The following is a 22,223-nucleotide window of genomic DNA, read 5'->3' on the forward strand; positions in this document are numbered from 1 at the left end:
TTCACGTTCGCGCCGAGGACGACGATGGCTGGCTCAGAACCACTGGCGACGACACAGCGTGACCCGATCCCTGGCATCGTCGCTGAACTTGCTGCGGTCGGACTCACCGACGCCACGGAAATCGGGCGCGGGGGATTCGGCATCGTGTACCGCTGCCAGCAGTCGGCCCTCAACCGCACCGTCGCCGTCAAGGTACTGACCGCTGACTTCTGCGTCGCGGATCGCGAACGGTTCGTCCGTGAACAGCTCGCCATGGGCCAACTGTCCGGTCACCCTCACATCGTCGATATCCACGAGGTCGGGACGACAGCGAGTGATCGCCCCTATCTGGTCATGCAGTACCGGGCGCTCGGCTCCTTGGACACCCGAATCCGCCGCGGCGGCCCCCTCGGATGGGCCCAGGCGCTGCGCCTGGGTGTCAAGCTCGCCGGGGCGCTCGAAACGGCACACCGCCTCGGTGTACTGCACCGTGACGTCAAACCAGGGAATGTTCTGCTCACCGACTACAACGAACCACAGCTGACCGATTTCGGCATCGCGCGGATCAGCGGTGGATTCCAGACCGCGGCCGGCACCATCACCGGGTCGCCAGCCTTCACCGCCCCCGAGGTGCTGCACGGGCAACCACCCTCCCCGGTCTCGGATCTGTACAGCCTCGGCGCGACCCTCTTCTGCGCCATCACCGGCCATGCTGCTTTCGAACGGCGTAGCGGCGAACAACTCGTCGCCCAATTCCTGCGAATCACCACCCAACCCGTACCCGACCTGCGCGGGGGAGGGATACCCGACGACGTAAGCAGTGCCATCGAACACGCGATGGCGGGCGATCCTGATCAACGCCCCCCGACGGCATCGACCTTCGGAAACGAACTACGGGAAATCCAGGCCCACCACCACCTCCCCGTCGACGAAATGGCTCTGCCGACTCATCTCCGCACACCCGAAGAGATACCTGCCGAACACGGCGACCGGGCAGCGCGCGTCGCCCAGCTGACTCCACCTACCCCGGCAACCCGGTTCCGCCCGCCCAACACTCCTCACGAGTTGGTCCCACGCACCCGACTCATCGACACCCTGCGCGCCGGCCAACCGCGGCGACTGACCGTCATTCATGCACCCACAGGATTCGGCAAGAGCACTCTCGCCTCCCAATGGAGCGAGAATCTGGCCGACGACGGCGTGGCTGTCGCATGGCTGACCGTCAACCGCGATGACAACAATGTGGTGTGGTTCCTGTCTCATCTCATCGAGGCAATACGGCGAGTGCGGCCGGCCCTCGCCCGGGAGATGGGTTTAACCCTGGAAGAGCACGGCGACCAGGCGGAACATTACATTCTCACATCCTTGATCAACGAGATTCACCAGGCTGAAGGGGCTATCGCCCTGGTCATCGATGATTGGCACAGAGTCACGAACCCGGACACCGTCGCCGCCCTGGCCTTCCTGATCGACAACGGTTGCCACCACCTGCAGATCATCGTGACCACCCGAACCCAGATGGGGCTTCCACTCAGCCGTATGCGTGTGCTCGATGAATTGACCGAGATAGATGCCAGCCAATTGCGTTTCAGCCCTGACGAATCGAGAGCCTTTCTCGCCGAATCAGGCTTGAAACTCCCTGATACGGCGATCACCGAACTATCGGCGAACACCGAAGGGTGGGCGGCCGCACTCCAATTGGCCTTGCTCTCGCTGCGCAAGACCACCGATCCCGGCGAGCTGATCGGACACCTGTCCGGCCGGCATCACTCCATCGGAGAGTTCCTCGCGGACAACGTGCTCGACACCCTCGAACCGCAGACGCTCGACTACCTGATGGCGACCTCGGTCACCGAGCGGATCAGCGGCTCACTGGCATCCGTCCTGACCCGATCCCACCGAGGCCAAGCCATACTCGAAGACATCGAGGAACGAGACCTTTTCCTGCACAGGCTCGACGATGAAGGACAGTGGTTCCGATACCATCACATGTTCGCGGAATTTCTCCAGAAAAGGCTCGAAAGAGATCAACCCGAACGCGTCGTCACCCTGCATGAAATCGCCGCCGAATGGTTCGGCACCCGGGGGCTACTCAGTGAGGCGGTTGATCATGCATTGGCGGCCGGAAAACAAACCACAGCCGTCCGCCTGCTCGAACGCGACGGCATGTCCATGCTCGAACACGCCCAGATGGCGAGCTTTTTGGCGTTGATCGCCAAACTGCCCCCAGGGTTGGTCGAGCACAGTCCCCGACTGCAACTGACCACCGCGTGGGCCGAGTGCACCATGGTCCAGCCGCACCGTGCACGCGCAGCACTCGCCCGCGTCTACCGGTTGCTCGAGACGAACCAGGGCACCGACCACGACACCGCCGAATTGCGCTCAGAAGCTGACGTCGTCCAAGGACACATCGCGATCGAATCGGATCGCATAGGCGGCGTCGACGACCTGATGTCCCGATGCCTGAGGGATCCAGGGAGGCTGCCGCCATGGGTCGTCTCCGCCGCCGCCGACATCGCGACTTTTGTCGACATCCATCAGTTCCGATTCGACACCGCGATCGATCGTCAAGTCTGGGCGCGTCCGTACCACGATCGCACTACGGGCCCCTTCAGCGTGATGTTCGGGCATTGCTTCGCTGGTCTCGCGCACCGTGAAAGACTCGCCCTCGCCGAAGCAGAGGCCGAGTTTCGCGAAGCGCTCCGTTTGGGTGCCACCCTGGGCGGAACCCAATCCCGTGCTGCGCGACTTGCCAGCGCGCTCCTCGCCGAACTGCTCTACGAACAAGGTCACATCACCGAAGCGGAACAGCTGCTTTATGAGAGCAACGAAATCCGTGACCAAGGCGGGGTCGTGGATTTCATGCTGGCCCGCTATGCCACCGGGGCACGGATCAAGGCCTTGCGCAACGACAACGAATCCGCGAAACGGTACCTCGACGAAGGCACACGCATCGCCATCACCCGAGGACTCCCACGACTACAGGCGCGGATGGACTACGAACGAATCCTCCTCCATCCAATGACCGGAGAACGACTCGACGGCATCGTAGCTACGCCCTATTCCCATCGCCGAACTCCCGTCGACAGCCTCGACGAAACCACCGTCCAGCTCGAGGAAGCAACCGCGATCCAGCTCCTCCTTTTCGAGCCCAACGCGACACCGCAGACGGTCGCACTCGCCTGCGAGTGGGCCGGCCAATGGGTGCAGACGCTCGAGGGGCGAGGCCGGCCACGCGCTGCACTTGACGCGCAGCGACTCCTCGTGGAGGCCTTCGCCGCTGCCGGACGCACCGAGCAAGCCAAACACCTCCTCACAGGAGTCATGGCGAAATGTGCCCGCATCGGCCTGAGGCAGTACCTGCTCGACGGTGGACCACACGTCCCCCCACTCGTCCGTGAGCTGAGACAAGACGTCGAAAACGGCCACTGGCAGAGCAATTGGGAACCGGTGCCGTCCACCTTCCTCGATGACGTCTCGGTCAGCTCCGAACATCCCGCACCGGAACGCAACCAGGCTTCCGGCTCGACGGAGCGAACGCAAGACCCGCGTTGATCCACGCCAACACGGTGTGTCCGAGGCTCCAGCATTTCTCCGTGGTCGGTTGGTGATCGTGGACGGGCTGTGTGCGAACGATCACATTTAATAACTAACCGGTTGGTTGAAAAGATGCTAATCTGACAAACAACCAGTTAGTTAGAAACGTTTGGGGGACGCCTGCGCCGCTCCGGGGGCGGACTTGGTCAGACAACTGCCCCTGAGCCCTCCATTGCAGATCCGAGGTAGTCATGCCTACTCCGTCCACGGAACCCGCACAGAACTCTGCCAAGCACGCCGGAACAGTGCCATCGGCAGGTCTTGCCTTGAGCGCGCTGATAATGGCCGTTTTGCTTGCAGCCCTCGATCAGACGATCGTCTCAACCGCGCTGCCTGCGATCGCCTCCGACGTGGGCGGGTTCGCGTGCATCGCCTGGGTCAGCGCCTCCTACCTCCTCGCGACAACGGCATCGACACCGCTGTGGGGAAAGCTCGGCGACATGTTCGGCCGCAGACGCCTTTATCTGGTTGCCATGGCCATGTTCCTCGTCGCATCCGGATTGTGCGGACTGGCCCAGGACATGATTCAGCTCGTAGCGGCACGCTCCCTACAGGGCTTGGGCGGCGGCGGAATGCTGGTCCTCACGTTTGCACTGGTGGGGGATGTGGCCGGTCCGGAGGACCGGAGCCGATACCAAGGTATGTTCGGTGGCGTCTACGGCGTAGCCAGCATTCTCGGTCCTGTATTGGGAGGCGTATTCACCGACCAACTCTCCTGGCGCTGGGCCTTTTTGATCAACCTCCCCATCGGCCTGGTCGGTTTGCTACTCGCTTCGCGGAACCTACCCGCGGGCGCCAAGCGCCGGACTGGTCCCATCGACTACCTCGGAGCGACGATTCTCGCGGCCCTGTCGGTCTGCCTCGTGCTGATCGTCTCCTTTGGTGATCAGTGGGGCTGGATCTCCCCCCGCACCATTGCCCTTGCGGCGGCGGCCGTGGTCTTGCTCCTCGTCCTCCTTCCGGCCGAACGCCGGGCACCCGAACCGGTATTGCCGCTGCCCATGTTGACGACCATAACGGTATCCATTGCCGCACTCGTCGGCTTCATCGCCAATTTCGCGATGTTTTGTGTGCTGGTCTACCTGCCCACCTATCTGCAGGTAGTGCACGGCGTTTCCGCAACACTCTCGGGCGTACATATGCTCCCGCTTGTCCTCGGCCTCGTCATCAGCCAAGCGCTCGCCGGCCGATGGACCGGACGTACCGGTAAGTGGCAACTCTGCCTCGTTGCGGGCATGGCACTGAACATTGTCGGACTGCTTCTGCTGGCCACCCTCAGCGCCCACACCAGCGCTTGGGTACTAGGCCTCTACTTCGCTGTGGTCGGTATCGGCATCGGAATGGTGCCGATGGTCATCATGGCTGCCGTCCAAAACGCCGTCGACCCCGCCGACCTGGGCGCGGCCAGCGCCATGGTCACATACTCTCGCTCGATGGGAGCAGCTTTCGGTGTCGCAGCGTTCGGGGCCGCGTTCAACCACGCATTCAACCCGCGACTGACCACTGCGCTGAACCATTCGGCCCTGCCGGCCGAGTTCGATCCCACCAAGACCGACACCATCGCATCTCTATCGCCCGCGGTGAAGATTCCAGTGCTGGAAGCGTTCTCGGACACCGTCGCCGGCACCTTCCTCGCGACCGTCCCGCTGCTTGTCCTCGGTTTCGTTCTCACCCTCTTCCTCGCGACGAGACGCAGCGCGGTACCCCGCCGCGCGGAGGTGAAACGAAACCGCGCGAGGCCGTATTCGCGGAAGGGGTAGTCCGCGGCTTGCCTGCGATCGACCGCAGTCTCGCGAGGATGCAGCAGCTCAGGCGTCAATTTGGCCCTCGTCGTTCGTCTACAACACCGAGAATTCACGCGAACACACGGATCACGCCAGTTCGCGATGCGGCAACGAGGCCCGCGTTCTACTGCGCAACGTCACGCCACTTCACGGGCCGCTCGTAGGCCTCCGGGTACCGCCGTTTTACGAACTCATGAAACTCGCGCATGTGCCGGCGCATCGCCCACCGGGCGCCTTCTGGGTCGCCAGCCCGGATCGCGTCAGCGATAGTGACGTGTGCCTTGAGCACGGCGGCGCGATTCTCGATCGAGTAGCTGACACCCAACGGCATGCCATCGGTGATCTGGTGAAGCGACACGATAAGGAGGGTGAAGAGATCATTCCCCGCTGCGGTAGCGATCGCAGCGTGGAACCGGTCGTTTTCCGCGCGAAAGTTCTCGTCGTTGTCGAGGAAGGCTTCCATCCCAGCTATGGAGTCCGCGATGAGCTCTCGGATTTCCTCAGACGCGCCTACGGCGGCCCGCCCTGCCAGCTCCGGCTCGAGAATCTCGCGGGCTGCGATGATCTGGCTGAAGGGCACGGCTCGAAGCTGCAGGAACAGTCCGAGGGAGCCGGCGAGATCGTGGGCATCAGGATCCGCAACAAAGGGGCCGCCTTGGGGCCCAGCTTTCATTGTCAGAACCCCGCTCATCTCCAGGAATCGCAGCGACTCACGTAGCGTTCCGCGGCCTACCTCGAAGCGGGCGACCATGTCTCGTTCGCTCTGCAACCGTGTTCCCGGCGCCAGTCGATCATCGGTAATGTCATCGACGATGAGCTGGGCGATTTCAACGGCAGCCTTGTGGGATCGTCGGCTCTTGGTTCGCCGACGAGGGGCTCGGTCTTCGTGGACAGCTTTACGGACAGGCGTGGCCCGTGAATCGTCGGCGTTAGCGGGCATGGCGTCGCCTCCGGGCGTGCACAACGATGCCACCTGCCTGTCCAATCATAGTATTAATGGTACCGCAGGCCCCTCGTGTGTTCGGTAGCGGTCCAGGGTGCTGTCCCCATCCATCGCCCCCTACGAACCGCGGAGCGTGCGGGTACCTTCAGGCAGGTTGCGGGGAGGTCGCAACCTACGGGGTGGAGACGCTCCCTGACGGATGCGGCACAGCTCCACTAGGGCCTTCGCGGTGGTGCTGATCACGACGTCGTAGTTGGCCGTACGAACGATCGCGTCGAACTTTATCCATGGTCTGGCAGTCATCGCCCAGGATCGACCGACTTTGAAAGCGAGTCCTCATGATCGGCAGCCACCTACTCCACTACCGGCGATCCGCGACGGAGTATTGCTTTCCAGCAACGAAAGTGGGCGAACGGCAATTTCGTCGACCTGGCGTGCTTGCCGGCAATTTCGCGCTGCTGTTGTTTCAGGGCTGACCCATGATCTGGATGTCTTCGTCAAGGCGGCTGAGCCGTACCACCCCGGAGGGAAACAAGCATGTACGCCCGCTACGCGCCGGCGCAAGGACGGTTTGGGATGGTCCTAGATTCAGAGCGAATCCCAGGACGAACGTGGTCGACGCGCCACACGAGGTCGCGCATTACCGACCAATGATGCATGCGGGCCGACTCACACGAGATCCAACCGGCACCGGTGGGGACAATCCGATGCGCAGGACGGAGATTTCCAGCCGAGTCAATCAGGGACTGTAATTCCGGCGGGCACAGTCCGACAACCCATGCCAGGTGACGGCGCCAACGGGTACCGTTGTGTGAATAATCTCGACGAGAGTGACGATGGGATGGCAGCCGGCGTTCGGAGCAATATAGGAAACTTGCCCCTAGAACTGACTAGTTTCGTCGGTCGTCGCCATGAAGTAGCAGAGGCAAGACGGTTGCTGTCCTCCTCTCGCCTGTTGACACTGACAGGAGTTGGAGGAGTCGGAAAAACAAGGTTGGCTTTGCGGGTTGCGGCGGAGGCGAAGCGCGCATTCCGTGACGGAGTCTGGCTGGTAGGACTCGGCGACCTGCGAGACCCCGTTCTCGTACCGGACACCATCGCTACCGGTCTAGGACTCAGAGAACAATCATTTCGCCCGACGTTGACAATGCTGGTCGAGTATCTCAGGGACCGACAACTTCTGTTAGTCCTGGACAATTGTGAGCACCTCGTTGACGAGGTCGCGAAGTCCGTCGAAACACTGCTCACATCCTGTTCGGATCTGCGTATCCTGGCCACGAGCCGGGAACCGCTCGGTATCGGCGGCGAATCCACAATGAGAGTTCCCCCGCTGGCGGTACCGGATCGGTACCGTTCAGTTTCCTTACGAAGTCTTCCGCGATACGAATCCGTGACCCTCTTCGCTGAGCGGGCTGCAGCCGCACTCCCGGGTTTCGAGCTAACTGAGGAAAACCAGATGGCGGTCGCCCAAATATGCTCCCGCTTGGAAGGCCTCCCGCTACCCATCGAGCTGGCGGCTGCGCGGCTCAGAGCGATGTCGGTAACACAGATCTTGCAGCGTCTCACGGACCGATTCAAATTGCTAACAGGTGGCAGCAGGGTTGCGCCAGGCCGTCAGCAGACTCTACGCCTTTCCATGGACTGGAGCTTCGAACTGTGCACCACTCGTGAACGACAACTGTGGGCCCGATTGTCAGTGTTTGCAGGAGGCTTCGAACTCGATGCGGCGGAGGAAATCTGCGCAGACGAATTGAATTCCGAACAATTTCTCGATCACGTAGTTTCGCTCGTCGACAAATCAATTCTCATCCGTGAGGAGCCCGGCAAGGTCGTGCGGTACCGGCTTCTAGAGACGTTGCGCGAGTACGGACGTGAGAAGTTGCAGGAGGCGGGGGAGGATTCGCAGCTTAGACGTCGCCACCGCGACTGGTACAAAAAGATGGCGCTGCGGGCGGAGGTGGAATGGATAAGCCCGTCGCAAGTGGAGCAGATAACGCGATTGCAGCGAGAACAGACGAATCTTCGTGAGGCACTTGAATTTTCAATGACAGATCCTATTGAGTCGGAGTCTGGCGTGGAGATCGCCGCTGCCCTCTATCCGTTCTGGCGTTTGCGTAGTCCTTTGGGTGAGGGAAGACATTGGCTTGACCTCGCCCTCGCCAGTCAGGGCGGCCAACCAAGTGCCGGACGAGTCAAAGCGCTCTGCGCCGACAGCATGTTAGCCGGAGTGCAGGGGGACCTCCGCGCAGCTGCGGCTCGCATCGAAGAGGCGCGCGTCGTCGCAACCAAGATCGGCGGTGACGAGATGGGTGCGCTCGTCACCTCCGACGAAGGGCGCCTGTCGCTGTACGCTGGGGACCTCACTCATGCCGTCGCCTGTTTCGAGTCCGCTGTCAACTTCTTCCGCAAGGGCGGCAATGTTCACAGAGTGATTGGCGATCTGCTCGGACTCGGACTGGCCTGCGGACTGAACGGGGACATTGAACGAGCGGTCGCCTGTCACGAGGAGGTGCTTTCACTCGCCGAGCCTCGCGGCGAATCTGTGTACCGGTCATATGCACTGTGGATCCTTGGAATGCTGGTTGCGCAGCAAGGTGACCCTGTTCGCGCCACCACACTGCTCGAACAAGGCCTGCAACTCACGCGAGTCGTGGATGACCCACTTACCTCTGCATGGTGCTTGGAAGCGCTGGCTTGGATCGCTGCGGGTGATCAAAGGGCACAACGCGCCGCCATTCTGTTGGGAAGCGCCGAGTCCCTCGGGAAGAAGGTCGGCGGCCGCACCGCCATCGTTCCGAATCTTCTCCTTTACCACGAGGAGTGCGAACGCCGCATACGTCGAGCGCTCGGTGACCGGGCATTCCAATCGGCCTACGCGCAAGGGGAGGCTTTCGGCTACGAGGAAGCCCTTGCATATGCGCTCGACGAGCAGTTCCCGACAGCGTCGCCAGCTTCAACCTCAGATTCGACGACTCTGACCAAACGGGAGCTGGAAGTAGCCACTCTCGTCGCACAGGGACTCACAAACAGAGCAATCGCCACGAAACTCGTGATATCCCAACGCACAGCACAAGGGCATGTCGAGCATGTCCTTGCAAAACTCGGATTCACCTCCAGGGCACAGATCGCGGCGTGGATGGTCGAGCAAACACATGACGAACAGAACTTCTAGTTCTTCCCGGGCGTTCTCGCAGCGTCACGCGTAGCAACGAGACAGGTCGGGAGTCGTACGCGTTCGCCTCAGGCCTCCGTACCGCACCACTGACGTCGAACCTGCGCACCAGGTCCCGCATTCAGCGACGACTTGACGATGGCCTGCGCGCGCGGAGTCTGCGGGTGCCGGATCAGAAACTGACCGCGGTGGAGCAGGAGGACGTGGTGTGGGCCGCGGCCTTTGGTCTCGGGGCTGGTTGGTGTGATTCTTTGGCCACCGCGCCTGTCGGTGGTCCCAGTAGCGGGTGCGATTGTGTGAGCGCCCGCTGGCTGTCCGATCCCTGATGGAAGGGCTGCGGTGGGGCGGTAGCCGGTGGGCGCGCAGGATCACGTCGTGGGTGTGGTGTGCTCCCGCGCCGCCGCTGATCGAGCGTTCCCGCACCGCGTTGACGTCGGTGTGCCAGCTGTCATCGAGTAGCGCTGCCACGTCACCGGGTGCGACCCACTCATCGGGTTCGAAGCCGTGTTCGCGTGCCGCGGCTGCGTTGCGGATGTCGTGGTGCACGACCAGCAGGGTGCCGCCCGGCGCGACGGCGGAGATCAGCGCGCGTTCGGCGGCACGGTCGGCGGCTCTGCGCAGGGCCGGGTACTGGGCTGAGACCAGGTCGAAACCACCGGCGGGTAACTCGGCATCGAGCAATCCGCTCAGCACCCAGGTGATGTCCACATCTTCCCTGTCCGCGTGGGCCCGGGCCCGGTCGAGGGCGATGCGCGAAACGTCCAGCGCGGTGACGGCCCATCCCTGGCGGGCGAGCCAGAGCACGTCGGCGCCGTCACCGCAGCCGACGTCGAGGGCGCGTCCCGGTGCGTGACCGCCCGTGAGTACTTATTAACCGCCCGACGTTAATAAGTACTCACGGGCCGAAGGCACACCGGAAGTTCGTGCACGCCATAGATGTTCATGTCGGACTTGAGCTTCACCTCGCCCGCCGGGACGGCGAGTTCGAGATTCGGGAAGCGGCGCAGCAGTCCCTCGAAGCCGGCGCGCATCTCGAGGCGGGCCAGTTGCTGGCCCAGGCACAGGTGGATGCCGTGGCCGAAGGCCAGGTGACCGCGGGCCTTGCGGTGGATGTCGAGGGTGTCGGGGTTGTCGAAACGCTGGGGGTCGCGGTTGGCGGCCAGCAGGGAGACGACGACGGTCGATCCCTTGCCGATAGTTTCGCCGCCGAGTTCGATGTCCTCCGTGGCGTAGCGGTAGAAGATGTCGGCGACGGCCAGGTAGCGCATGAGTTCCTCGACGGCATCGGGCATCAGGTCCGGGTCGGCACGGAGTTCGGCCATCTGCTCGGGGTGCTCCAGGAACGCGAAGGCGCCCAGTGCCAGCATGTTGGCGGTCGTCTCGTGGCCCGCGAGCAGCAGCAGGAACGCGACGCCGATCAGCTCCTCGACGGTGAGGTCGTCGTCGCGGGCCAGGTCGGACAGGATGTCCTCGCCGGGTGTGGCACGTTTGAGCGCGACCAGCTCGGCCAGGTATGTGGTCAGCGCGCCGTACGCGGCCATCTTCTCGTCGAGCGCCTGGTCCTTGACCAGGAACTTGGCCGTGTTGACCTGGAAAGTCTCCCGGTCCGCGTAGGGGACGCCGAGCAGTTCGCAGATCACCAACGAAGGCACCGGCAGTGCGAACTCCTTGACCAGGTCGACCGGCGGGGCCAGGCGCGCCATCTCGTCCAGGTGCCGCTCCACGACGTCGACGATGTGCTCCTCGAGCTGCTTCATGCGTCGCACGGTGAAGGCCCCGGTGAGCTTGCGCCGCAACCGGGTGTGGTCCGGCGGGTCCATCGCGATGAACAGCCCCGGGACCTGAGGGGACGGCTCGGTGGCGGCGGGCATGCCGGGCGTCTCGTACGGCACGTGCAGAATGCCGATGTCCGGGCGCGAGCTGAACCGGGTGTCGGCCAGAAGCCGGCGGGCCGCGTCGTAGCCGGTGACGAGCCAGCCCTCGTGACCGTCGGGGAAGATCAGGGGACTGACGGGTCGAGCGTCGCGCAACCGGGTGATTGCGCTGGGCGGGTCGAACGGCCCTGCATCGCGATCCATGGGGAGGCCGTGGGGGACGGGAACGGTTCGGCTCATCGGATGTCCTTCTCGTGCCGGGTGAGTGTGCCTGACGGTCATGGGTTCTCCTGTTCTCCGGGGTCGGAAATGGATCAGGACCGGCGGATCGTGATGCCGCCGAACGCGGTGTGCGCACGCACCTCGGCCGTCTTGTCGGACGCCGCGGGCCGGGTGATGTCGTCCAGCGCGTTGTGTACCCGCCCGAACTTGGACTTCACGTCCAGCCGTGCGGCGGTGCCTTCGGCGATGCCGATCTCCAGGTCGCCCATCGCGGTCCCGACCTCGACCGAGCCGTGGGCGACCTCGGCGATGCGAATGCTGCCGTTGGCCGTCTTCGCCTCGACACTCGCGCCGGCCCGGTCGACGGAGATGGCGCCGTTCGCCGAGCGCACCCGGACGTCCCCGGTGACCGCGGCGATCGTGGTGTCGCCGTTGGAGTTCTTCACGACCACGGTGCCCGCGGTTTCGCCGATGCGTACCTTCCCGGAGCCGGTGCGGATCTCGGCGTTGCCCGCGACGCCGTCCGCGGTGACGTCACCGGCCGCGGTGTTCACGCGCAGGGAACCGGTGCGCTCGAGTCGGACGTTCCCGGCGGAGGTCTTGAACGTGCACTCCCCGAGCCGGCCCGTGCCGCTGAGGTTTCCCACCTGCACCGAACCGGATACCCGTGAACCGCTGGGTAATTCGATCGACACGTTCACCGACCGGGTCTTGCGAGAGAAGTCGAGGGCGCGCGCCTTCGGTCCCGTGACCTGAAGAACGCCGTCCGCGTAGTCGATGCGGACCTGCTGAGCGGCCTGGACGTCCGACTCGTCGGAGTCGTCGCTCGGATGCACGTCGACGACGGTGTCGGTCCGGTCGCTCGCGGTGATCCACACATTGCCGACGCCGAGGCCGAGCGTGACGGAAATCGGTTCGGGTGTAGCGAAATTGGGCATGGTTGTCCCCTTCGTCGTGGGTAGGTGGCACGTCCCGCAGGTCGGGGACGTGGTGTAGCGGGATGCAGGGCCGCATCCTCGATCGGCTCAGCCGGTGGTGCGGTCGCGATGTCGCACGTACGAGATCAAGTGCATGGCATCACTATGGCACCAAGGTGGCACCAATACAAGCCCTGTTTGGCTCACAACGGGCGTATTGCGGCACCATGAAGTGGCTGTCGACGGAAAACTGATGGTCAGGAATCTGCCGCGTCGATCGGCGATGACTGCGGCGACACTTCTCGGAAGACCCGGACGGTCACTGTCTGGGATCGGGTCGTGCCTGTAGCGTCGGCGCGGCGGCGGCCAGGAGCGCGTCGCGGTCGCGGTTCAACGGGGGATAGACGCGCTGGGCGGTCGTACCGCTGCGTGCCCCGTCGCCCGAGGCGGTGACGGTGCGCGCTGCGGTGTCGATCGCCGTCACCTCGGCGGCGATGTGCCCGACGCCGACGGGGTCGAGCAGGTCGCTCAGCGGGATGCGGCACGCGCTGAGGTCCGCCTCGTAGTTGCGGACCGGGATGTCGTGGAAGGGCTTCGCGCTGATCACCGTGACATCGACGGTGCCGGCTGCGCCGAGTTCGTCGAGCCGCCGTGCGGCTCCCAGCGCGGCCACAAACCGGCGAACCCCGAGCCGAGGACGAGGACCGATCGGAATCGGTCACCCTGCCGTCGTGCCAGGTCTACGCCGCGACGACTGCCGGATCGCGATCATGCGCGATCATTCGCCGAACAACGCCCGCTCGTCGGCGACGTCGTACTCGGCGACCGACGCCGTGAGCATCGCCGCGCCCTGCTCGTCGCTGGGGCCGCCGCTGCGGAAGGCGTCGACCGCCGCCTGCGACTCCCAGCGCTCGAAGATGTTGATGCGGCCGGGGTCGATCAGGTCGGCCGAGATGGCGAAGTCGAGGCAGCCGGCCGCGCTGCGCGCCTGTTCGACGACGCTCACGCAGCCTGCGAGGTAGGACTCGCGCTGCTCCGGTTCGACGGTGATGTGTCCGGCGACGATGACCATAAGTTCGCTCCCGGTTCGGGTACCGGAGTCGGGGTGATTCCGGTGGCGCGGATATCGCGGAATATCTCCGAGGACGGTACTGTTGAACCCGTCGACGGTGTCGGACATACCCCGGGTACCACATTAAATTCGTCGCCGAGAGCGACCACTTGCCGAGAGGCGATATGACGGCACCGTCGCAGAAGCCGCCGGCACCTTCGGGTGCCGGCGGTTTTCGTTTGCGGGGACCTTACTGTTCCTTCTTGTCCTTCCCGAGACGGGCGGCGAGCATCGCCTTGCCCAGATCGCCGCCCTTCCGGCTCACGGCCTGGGCGCGGCGGAAGAAGTCGGCCAACTCGGCGTCGCCGTCCATGTCGGCGTCGGAGATGTAGCCCTCGAGACGCAGCGCGTTGCTCAGTGACGCTTCGACGAACCAGATCAGGTTGTAGTCCTTGTCCCGTAGACCCGTCACCGAACCAACTTCTTGTTCACTCATCAGTGCGTCCTTCCCGAGAAACGGCCGACTGTCTTGTGGTTCCTGCCTACCCGTGTGGTTGCATCGTAGAACGTGAGGCGGGCCGGGCTCAGGCGAATGCCCAGTTCATCAGGACGACGTACAGCCCGGTCCCGACGACGATCGAGAGCACCGCGTTCTTGCGCCACAGGTGTACCGCGGCCGTGACCCCCACCGCGATCAGTTCGGGGATCCCGTGCGACGGCGCGGTGACGGAGACGTTCTTCAGCGAGTACGCCACCAGGATCAGCATGATCCCGGCGGGCATGTAAACACCCAGGTAGCCGACGAGCGCGGACGACCGCAACGGCATGACGATCGCGAACGGGACCGCCCGCAGGGCGAACGTGACCACCGCCATGATCGCGACGGCCGCGAGGATGTAACCGGGGTCAGGCATCGGCAGGCACCTTTCTGCGCGTGACGAAGTATCGGACGACGAGCAGGCTCACGAATACGCCCATCGCGATCGGCAGCATGTGTTCTGCGTCGACGAGTCGCGCGGTCAGAGCGCACACACAGGCGATCGTGGGAACCGCGAAACCGCTCTGGGCCCGGATCGCCTCGATGGACAGCACGACGAACAGTGCGGTCAGCGCGAAGTCGAGTCCGACGATGTTCTCCGGGATCCACTGCGCTGCAGTCGCTCCGAGGATCGCCCCGCCGATCCAGTACGCGTGGAGGTACAGCTGCGAGTACACCATGACCCGACCGGTCGTCGACCTCCGGTCGCCGGTGACCGACATGGCGTACGCCTCGTCGGTCAGTGCGAACATGCTGTAGAACCGGGCGAGCCGGCCCGTGACCCTGTCGAGGGGAAAGCTCAAGGCGTAGAACACGTGCCGGAAGTTCACCAGCAGCGCGGTCAGCGCGATGTACGGGAGGGGCGTCAGGGTGGCGACCATGCCGACCGCGATGAATTCGAGGGAACCGGCGTAGATCAGCGAGGTGAAGACCATCGCCCACCAGGGGTTGAGTCCCTGCTGGACCACGAGCACTCCGAGTGCGATCCCCAGCGGAACCAGTCCGATCCCGACGGGGAGGGACGCCTGCAGGGCTCGACGCCATTCGGGAGTGTGCCGGTGGTCGGGGTCGACGACTGCGGTCGCGGAGAAGGGGGCTGGATCGATCACCACGCAAATCTATAGCAAGGATCCAGGTGCACGATTGCGAGAGAATGCCCGTAATCGGCCCTGTGCGCAATAATAGTGCGATGGATGACATCGATCTCGCAATTCTCGACCACCTGCGCAACGACTCCAGTCTGACCAACACCGAATTGGCGGATCTCGTGGGTCTGACTCCCTCCCCGTGTCTGCGCAGGGTCAAGAAACTCGAGGCGGACGGCGTCATCACCGGCTACCGCGCCATCGTCAGCCAGGAGGCGCTGGATCGGGGATTCCAGGTGATCGTCACCGCCGAGATCGGCGTGAACGACCAGGCGACCATCGAGCAGTTCGAGTCCCGGGTCGCCGCCTTCGACGAGGTGATCGAATGCCGGAGGCTGTTCGGGATCCCCGACTATTTCATCCGGGTCGCGGTCCGCGACCTCGCGACGTACGAGAACTTCATGGCCACGAAGCTCAGCGGACTCCCGGCGGTGTCGCGGGTGACGTCGCTGATCACGATGAAAACCATCAAGAGCGCCGACTGACCGGCCGCGAATCGGGTGTGCCTCGCGTCTGGTCCCCTATTCTGGCGATATGCCCGACGACCTGCTGATCGCGCGGAATCCGGAAGCCGGCTCGACGCTTCCCTATCTGGTGCGGGTGCCGCTGGGACCGGGCGGCATCGTCGTCAAGGCGAAGCAGCCCTGGCCCCGCGAATCCAAGGTCTACTGCCACCGGGCCGACGGGTGGCCCGCCGACGCCGAGATCCTGGAGCGGCTCGAGGTTCGTTCGTGCACCCGGCGAGGCCCCGCGATCGACCTGGTGCTCACCCGTGCCCGGGAGAACCGCTCCCAGTTGGTGATGACCCGTGCGCGGGGCCGGGAGATGATCTTCTGGCAGTCGCCGCGCACCGCGAAGCAGGCGCGGCCCGCGGTCACGGTGCCGACGGCGCGGGCCCACGGCCGGGTGCTCGACATCGTCGTCGACACTGCCGAAAAGTATCCGTACACGTTCGGGAAGCAGCAGGCGACCACGGTTCGCCGACGGCTGTCCGCGGGAGACTACGCGGTCGAGGTCGGCGACGAGATCGTGGCGGTGGTGGAACGCAAGACGCTCGAGGATCTTGCGGCGAGCCTGCTGTCCGGGCGGATGACATACGCGGCGGCCGAGTTGAGCGCACTGCCTCGGGCCGCCGTGGTGGTCGAGGACCGGTACAGCCGGTTGTTCAAACTCGAACACGTCAGCGGCGCCAGGGTCGCCGAGGCGCTGGCCGAATTGCAGGCCCGGTTTCCGGCGCTGCCGGTGACGTTCTGCGAGACGCGGCAACTGGGCCAGGAGTGGACCTATCGCTGGCTGGGCGCCTGCCTGCACGAGTGGGAATCGGCTCGGGCGACCAGCGATCTCGAAACGACGTTCGCGACGGCGCCGCCCGTGGCGCCCGCGAAAGTCGACGTGCAGCGCCCCGCGGTCGTCCGCGACTGGGCTCGGGCTCAGGGGATCGAGGTGTCGGAGAAGGGACGGATCCCGGCAGCGGTGATGCGCGCGTTCTCGGCGGCTCATCCGCAGTGAAAGCGTGACCCTGCGCACCCACCGTCCGAAAAGGTAAAGAGTCCTTTACTATGGGTGGCTCGTACTCCGATTACAGAGAGAGCCATGACCAGCGCTTCGCGCCCCCGAAGACCCAGCCCGCCCCAGAGTGATCACCGCAGTCCCGGACGCAGGACGCGGGTGACACCGTGGTGACCGTCCTGAGCATCGGCTTCGGCGTCGTCGTCGTATTACTGATCACCGCCGTGACCGGCTATTTCGTCGCGCAGGAATTCGCGTACATGTCGGTCGACCGCTCGCGGCTCAAGGCCAGGGCGGAGGCGGGAGACACGGGCGCCGCACGCGCACTGGCCGTCACGCGCCGCACCTCGTTCATGCTTTCCGGCGCCCAGTTGGGCATCACGGTCACCGGTCTGCTCGTCGGTTACGTCGCCGAACCCCTGATCGGGCGCGGTCTCGGCGAACTCCTCGGCGGCGTCGGCATCCCGACCGCGGTCGGGGTCGGTGTCGGTGCCGTCCTCGCCGTCGTGTTCTCCACCTTCGTCCAGATGCTGTTCGGTGAACTGTTCCCGAAGAACCTGGCGATCGCCCGTCCCGAGCCGGTGGCGCGATGGCTCGCGTTGTCGACCACCGTCTACCTGAAACTTTTCGGCTGGTTGATCTGGTTGTTCGACCAGTCGTCGAACCTGCTGCTGCGCGCGCTGCGGATCGAGCCGGTCCACGACGTCGAGCACTCGGCGACCGCGCGGGACCTCGAGCACATCGTCGCCGAGTCCCGCGACGCCGGTGAGCTGCCGCGGGAATTGTCGACCCTGCTCGACCGGATCCTGGACTTCCCCACCCGCACCGCCGGGCATGCCATGATTCCCCGCGCCCACGTCGACACCGTCCGGTCCGACGAACCCCTGGGCAGCGTGCTCGGGAAGATGGGCGCCGGACACACCCGCTATCCCGTCGTCGGGACCTCCTCCGACGACCTGCGCGGCGTCATCCACCTCCACGACCTGCTCGGCGAACAACCCGACGGGGTGGCCGCGTCCCGGGCGCGCGCGGCCGTCGTCGTGCCGACGTCGCTGCCGCTGCCCGACGTGCTGGAACAGTTGACGGCCGCCCGGGACGAGATGGCCCTCGTCGTCGACGAGTACGGCGGTTTCGCCGGCGTCATCACGATCGAGGATCTCGCGGAGGAACTCGTCGGTGAGATCGCCGACGAACACGATCCCGACGGCGACGCCTCGGTGACGGGCTCCGAGTCCGAGGGCTGGACGATGCCCGGCGACCTGCACATCGACGAGGTGGAGCGCGTTCTCGGACACGACCTCCCGTCCGGTGACTTCGAGACGCTCGCCGGCGCCGTCATCGCGGAGTTCGGTGGTCTCCCCGCCGTCGGGGATGTCGTCGCGATCCGATTGAACCCGGATCCGGCCGACCTGATCGCCGACGCCGACCCACCCGTCCGAAGCCTCGACGCCGAGGTGCGGGCGGTCGACAAGCACGTTCCGTCCTCGCTGTTCGTGAGGCTCCGCATCCTGGAAAGTGACACGACCGATGAGTAATCCCTGGGTCGTCCTGGTGGTCACCGTCGGGTTGATTTCGGCCAGCGCGTTCTTCGTGGCGATCGAGTTCGCACTGATCGCCGCCCGCCGCCACCGGCTCGAGGACGCCGCCCCCACCAGTCGGGCGGCGCGGGCCGCCCTGCGCAGCGCATCCGAGCTGTCGGTGTTGCTGGCCGGATCCCAGCTGGGCATCACCGTGTGCACCCTCGCACTCGGTGCCGTCACGAAGCCGGCCGTGCATCACTGGCTCACCCCGGCGTTCGAGGGGTGGGGTGCCCCGCTGTGGCTGGCGGACGTCCTCGGATTCGTCCTCGCCCTGATCATCGTCACGTTCCTGCACCTCGTCGTCGGCGAGATGGCACCGAAGTCGTGGGCGATCGCGCACCCGGAGAAATCGGCGACCCTGCTGGCGATCCCGATGCGCGGGTTCATGTGGGCCACCCGCCCGCTGCTGCTGGTGCTGAACCGGATGGCGAACCGGTGCCTGCGACTGTTCGGCGTGGAACCGGTCGACCAAGTCGGGGCGGGTCAGGATCCCGACGCGCTGCGTCACCTCGTCGAGCACTCCGCGACCGTCGGCACGCTCGACGAGCGGTACCACGGCCAGCTGACCAGTGCCTTGGAACTCCAATCGCTCACCGTGCGGGACATGGTGCGGCCGAACACCTCCCCGAGCAGCGTCGCCCCGGACGCGACCGCGGCGGCGATCAAGGCGGCCGCGGATCGAAGCGGCCACCTCCGGCTACTCGTGCGCGACGACGACGGGATCACGGGCGTGGTGCACGCGCGGGACAGCCTGCGGGCAGGCACCACGGTGACGGCCGCCGACCTGATGCGCCCCGTGCTGACCCTCGACGCGGACGCCGCCGTGTACGAGGCGTTGCACACGATGCGCGAGACCCGCAGCCATCTCGCGATCGTCACCGACGACGGGCACCTGATCGGTGTCGTCACGTTGACGGACGTCCTCGCGCGTCTGCGTCCGGCGGCGGGGGCGTCCGCCTGACCCGTTTCGCATACCGCGGCCGGTGCCGGGATCGCGGGAGCGGTACCCTCGCGGGGTGAATTCACGGTTGGATGTGGTCGCGCGGGTGCGCGGCTCCGTCGTGGGTTCAGTGTCCGGCGCGGTCAGCATCGCCGCGCACGGTATCGCCGGCGGCGGAATGCCCCCAAGCGATGGCGCGGTGGTGCTGCTTCTGGCGGCGTGCGCCGCGGTCGGCGCGTCGGTCGCAGCCATCCGCGTGGCCAGCCGCGAGTGGTTGTTCGTGCTGTCGGTGCTCGCAGCGGGCCAGCTGATCGGCCACACCACGCTGGCGTTGGCGGCCGATCATGCGCACGGCCTGGGACTGTCCACTCCGATGATCGCCGCGCACCTCGCCGCCATTGCGGTGGCCGCGGTGCTGGTCCGATCGGCGGAACGTGCCTGTCTGCGGGCCCTGGCGGCGCTGTCGCGCATCGTTCTCGCCGTCCTGGCCCCGTTGCAGGTCGATACCGGCACCTGGTCGGCGACCCCGGTCTACCGCGCGAAGCTGTCGTTGTGGCTGCTGGTCGCCGCGGGCGCCGGTACCCGCGGGCCACCCGCACTCGTCTAGTCGAACCTCTCACCGCCCTCCCGGCGCACACGGAAAAGACGTGTCGCTCGCCGGTCGGGCGTGTTCTCACACGGCACCAGAAGACTCCCGGCGAGTCCCGGTGCCGATCCCTTCCCGAGTCGGAACATCCCCGACCTCGAGTTGCCCGGCGCACCCCGACGTGCGCGGCCTCGACGGCGCGGGCTGCCCGACTCACCCGAACTCGAATCGAGACCGTCATGTCCATTCCCGAACTCGAACGCGACAAACCCGTCGCGCCCGCCCCGACCTCACCGCCGCGCAGTCTCCGGCCACTGATCTTGCGCCTGCACTTCTACGCGGGGATTCTGGTGGCACCGTTCCTGATCATCGCCGCCGTCAGCGGCGGCCTCTACGCCCTCGCGCCGTCCGTCGAGCAGCTGGTCTACCGCGACTACCTGCATGTCGACTCGACCGGCCCCGACCTGCCGATGTCCGAACAGGTGCGGGCCGCGCAGCAGGTCCGCCCGGACCTCGCCGTCGTGGCGGTGCGCCCGGCGACCGAACCGGGCGACACGACGCAGGTGATGTTCACCGACCCCGGGCTGGGCGAATCCGAACGACTCGCGGTCTTCGTCGATCCCGCCACCGCGCAGTCGAAGGGCGAACTGGCGGTGTACGGCAGCAGTGGGGCGCTACCGATGCGGACCTGGATTTCGCAGTTGCACCGGCACCTGCACCTCGGGGAGCCCGGACGTATCTACAGTGAGCTCGCCGCGTCGTGGCTGTGGGTCATCGCGCTCGGCGGCGTGTACCTGTGGGTGCAGCGGTACCGCACGACCCGGGCCCGGAACGCGGACGCCGCCCGGCTGTGGACGCTCGACCGGTCGAGTCGCGGACGCAATCGCACCCTGAGCTGGCACGGAGTGGTCGGGATCTGGATCGCGGTCGGTCTGGTGTTCCTCTCGGCCACCGGTCTGACCTGGTCGCGGTACGCGGGCGAGAACGTCGGCGAACTCCGCTCCGCCCTGAGCTGGACCACCCCCAAGATCGACAAGAAACTGGACTCGGCGCCGAACTCCGGCGGCGCTGCATCGGGCGGTCACGACGGGCATGGGGCGGGGCACACCCCGGCGTCGGATCCGGGGATCCTCGATACGAATGTGGGCGAACTCGACACCGTCCTCGACGTGGCCCGCCGCAGCGGTGTCACCGGTGCCGTCGAGGCGACCGTTCCCGCGGCCGCGGGCACCGCGTTCACGGTCACCCAGACCCGGGAACCGTGGCAGTTCTCGACCGATTCGATCGCCGTCGACGGGGCCACGGGCACGGTGACGGACGTGTCGCGATTCGCCGACTGGCCGCTCGCCGCGAAGCTGACGTCCTGGGGTATCGCCCTGCACATGGGCTTGCTGTTCGGTCTGCTCAACCAGCTGATCCTGGCCGCTCTCGCGGTGGCGTTGCTCGCCGTGATCGTCCGCGGCTACGTCCTCTGGTGGCGGCGCAGGCCCACCCGTGGCACCGCCAGGGCGGTGGGCAGGCCGCCGGCGCGCGGCACGTGGCGTCGCATCCACCCGGTCGCAGCCGTGGCCGGAGTCGCCTGCGTCGTCCTCGTCGGCTGGTTCGTTCCGCTGCTGGGACTGAGCCTCGTCGCGTTCCTGTTCGTCGACGTCGCGGTCGGCGCCCTCGGCCGTACCCGGGCCGGGTGATCGAGAGGGGCACCCGCGCGGTCACGCCTTGGGAACCGGGTGCCCCTCCGACGCCTGCACGACGACGACGCCGTTTCCGGTGAGGCACAGCTGGTACGCCTCACCGGATCCGCGGCCGATCGCGGCGGCCATCTTCGCCGTCTTCCGGATGGTCGAGTGCAGGCCGGTCGACCACAGCACCGCGCTCTGCATGTCGACGTAGGTGGGGGTGTCGACGTTCAGGACGACGGGGGTGCCGTACACGGTGACGGCGAGAACGCCGCGCCCGGTGAACGTAGTGTTGAACAGTCCTCCGCTGAGCATCGACGCGCCCTCGACGCGGTGGATGTCCCAGCTCAGCGAACTGTCGAACGCGAGGACGTTGGAACCGTTGACGGTCACCGACTCGTCCTCGAGTTCGAGCAGGAAGATCTCGTCGGCGTCGCGGGCGAGGAACACGTCACCGCTGCCGGACACCTTCATCAGCGACATGCCCTCACCGGTGAGCGCCTTCTTGAAGAACTTCCCGACGCCGCCGCTGCCCTCGTACGAGAAGTCGACGTCACCCTGGTACGCGACCATCGCTCCCTGCCGGGCGAAGAAGTGGCCGCCGGTTCCGGTCAAGTCCACCTTGAGCATTCGGGGATTCTGGAGCACGAAGGTGCCCGGTTCTCCATTGCGTTCCGCGTTCTTCATCAGGTCGCTGCGCATGCTGCGAT

Annotated in this window: 17 protein-coding genes and 2 pseudogenes; 9 read left to right on the forward strand and 10 right to left on the reverse strand. The window is 65.6% G+C overall.

Translation table 11 applies throughout. The annotated features are described in order from the left end of the window. Window positions 1-24 precede the first annotated feature (24 nt). Window positions 25-3,534, forward strand: coding sequence for a serine/threonine-protein kinase (locus P3H15_RS23520; RefSeq protein ID WP_276139436.1), 3,510 nt, complete (start codon window positions 25-27; stop codon window positions 3,532-3,534). 308 nt (window positions 3,535-3,842) lie between these two features. Beyond that, window positions 3,843-5,336, forward strand: a complete 1,494-nt coding sequence (locus P3H15_RS23525; RefSeq protein WP_276139437.1) for an MDR family MFS transporter — start codon at window positions 3,843-3,845, stop codon at window positions 5,334-5,336. A gap of 148 nt (window positions 5,337-5,484) precedes the next feature. Here P3H15_RS23525 and P3H15_RS23530 read toward each other — a convergent pair whose 3' ends face one another. Then, a complete protein-coding gene (locus tag P3H15_RS23530; RefSeq protein ID WP_276139438.1) occupies window positions 5,485-6,300 on the reverse strand; it encodes a FadR/GntR family transcriptional regulator in 816 nt (271 codons plus the stop codon). Between the two features lie 844 nt (window positions 6,301-7,144). Between P3H15_RS23530 and P3H15_RS23540 the strand changes: the two genes are divergently transcribed. Continuing rightward, window positions 7,145-9,475: a LuxR C-terminal-related transcriptional regulator gene (locus tag P3H15_RS23540; RefSeq protein WP_346348799.1), complete on the forward strand. Its 2,331-nt coding sequence runs from the start codon at window positions 7,145-7,147 to the stop codon at window positions 9,473-9,475. Between the two features lie 225 nt (window positions 9,476-9,700). On the opposite strand, the pseudogene P3H15_RS23545 reads toward P3H15_RS23540, so the two are convergent. The 8 genes and pseudogenes from P3H15_RS23545 to P3H15_RS23580 all read right to left on the reverse strand — a co-directional run. Next, window positions 9,701-10,321 (reverse strand): annotated as a pseudogene (locus tag P3H15_RS23545) (class I SAM-dependent methyltransferase); the annotation flags it as partial. A gap of 38 nt (window positions 10,322-10,359) precedes the next feature. Beyond that, complete coding sequence (locus tag P3H15_RS23550; RefSeq protein WP_276139439.1) at window positions 10,360-11,589, reverse strand: cytochrome P450; 1,230 nt, start codon at window positions 11,587-11,589, stop codon at window positions 10,360-10,362. 74 nt (window positions 11,590-11,663) lie between these two features. Then, window positions 11,664-12,509 carry a DUF4097 family beta strand repeat-containing protein gene (locus P3H15_RS23555; protein WP_276139440.1) on the reverse strand — a complete coding sequence of 282 codons (846 nt, stop codon included), beginning with the start codon at window positions 12,507-12,509 and terminating at the stop codon, window positions 11,664-11,666. 448 nt (window positions 12,510-12,957) lie between these two features. After that, window positions 12,958-13,226 (reverse strand): annotated as a pseudogene (locus P3H15_RS23560) (NAD(P)/FAD-dependent oxidoreductase); the annotation flags it as partial. Between the two features lie 40 nt (window positions 13,227-13,266). Further along, window positions 13,267-13,560 carry a putative quinol monooxygenase gene (locus P3H15_RS23565; protein WP_276139441.1) on the reverse strand — a complete coding sequence of 98 codons (294 nt, stop codon included), beginning with the start codon at window positions 13,558-13,560 and terminating at the stop codon, window positions 13,267-13,269. Between the two features lie 229 nt (window positions 13,561-13,789). Continuing rightward, window positions 13,790-14,035, reverse strand: a complete 246-nt coding sequence (locus P3H15_RS23570; protein ID WP_095861655.1) for a hypothetical protein — start codon at window positions 14,033-14,035, stop codon at window positions 13,790-13,792. A gap of 88 nt (window positions 14,036-14,123) precedes the next feature. Further along, a complete protein-coding gene (locus P3H15_RS23575; RefSeq protein WP_276139442.1) occupies window positions 14,124-14,453 on the reverse strand; it encodes a branched-chain amino acid transporter permease in 330 nt (109 codons plus the stop codon). Next, window positions 14,446-15,189, reverse strand: coding sequence for an AzlC family ABC transporter permease (locus P3H15_RS23580; RefSeq protein ID WP_276139443.1), 744 nt, complete (start codon window positions 15,187-15,189; stop codon window positions 14,446-14,448). The genes P3H15_RS23575 and P3H15_RS23580 overlap by 8 nt, the downstream gene beginning before the upstream one ends. A gap of 77 nt (window positions 15,190-15,266) precedes the next feature. Between P3H15_RS23580 and P3H15_RS23585 the strand changes: the two genes are divergently transcribed. The 6 genes from P3H15_RS23585 (at window position 15,267) to P3H15_RS23610 (ending at window position 21,525) form a co-directional block, all read left to right on the forward strand. Further along, window positions 15,267-15,707, forward strand: coding sequence for an Lrp/AsnC family transcriptional regulator (locus P3H15_RS23585; protein ID WP_276139444.1), 441 nt, complete (start codon window positions 15,267-15,269; stop codon window positions 15,705-15,707). Between the two features lie 49 nt (window positions 15,708-15,756). Next, the gene (locus P3H15_RS23590) at window positions 15,757-16,731 is read left to right on the forward strand and encodes a histone-like nucleoid-structuring protein Lsr2 (RefSeq protein WP_276139445.1); all 975 of its coding nucleotides are present in this window, start codon (window positions 15,757-15,759) and stop codon (window positions 16,729-16,731) included. 167 nt (window positions 16,732-16,898) lie between these two features. Beyond that, window positions 16,899-18,266 (forward strand): hemolysin family protein, encoded by a 1,368-nt coding sequence (locus tag P3H15_RS23595; protein WP_276139446.1) that lies wholly within the window; start codon window positions 16,899-16,901, stop codon window positions 18,264-18,266. Continuing rightward, a complete protein-coding gene (locus P3H15_RS23600) occupies window positions 18,259-19,272 on the forward strand; it encodes a hemolysin family protein (protein ID WP_276139447.1) in 1,014 nt (337 codons plus the stop codon). Before P3H15_RS23595 ends, P3H15_RS23600 begins: the two co-directional genes overlap by 8 nt. Before the next feature lie 55 nt (window positions 19,273-19,327). Then, the gene (locus P3H15_RS23605; RefSeq protein WP_276139448.1) at window positions 19,328-19,858 is read left to right on the forward strand and encodes a hypothetical protein; all 531 of its coding nucleotides are present in this window, start codon (window positions 19,328-19,330) and stop codon (window positions 19,856-19,858) included. A gap of 218 nt (window positions 19,859-20,076) precedes the next feature. After that, window positions 20,077-21,525, forward strand: coding sequence for a PepSY domain-containing protein (locus P3H15_RS23610; RefSeq protein ID WP_276139449.1), 1,449 nt, complete (start codon window positions 20,077-20,079; stop codon window positions 21,523-21,525). A 21-nt stretch (window positions 21,526-21,546) separates the two neighbouring features. Here the strand turns inward: P3H15_RS23610 and P3H15_RS23615 are convergent, their stop codons facing one another. Next, a complete protein-coding gene (locus P3H15_RS23615) occupies window positions 21,547-22,215 on the reverse strand; it encodes an AIM24 family protein (RefSeq protein WP_276139450.1) in 669 nt (222 codons plus the stop codon). Window positions 22,216-22,223 lie beyond the last annotated feature (8 nt).

The sequence above is a fragment of the Rhodococcus sp. T2V genome, assembly GCF_029269925.1.
GTDB lineage: Bacteria > Actinomycetota > Actinomycetes > Mycobacteriales > Mycobacteriaceae > Rhodococcus_F > Rhodococcus_F koreensis.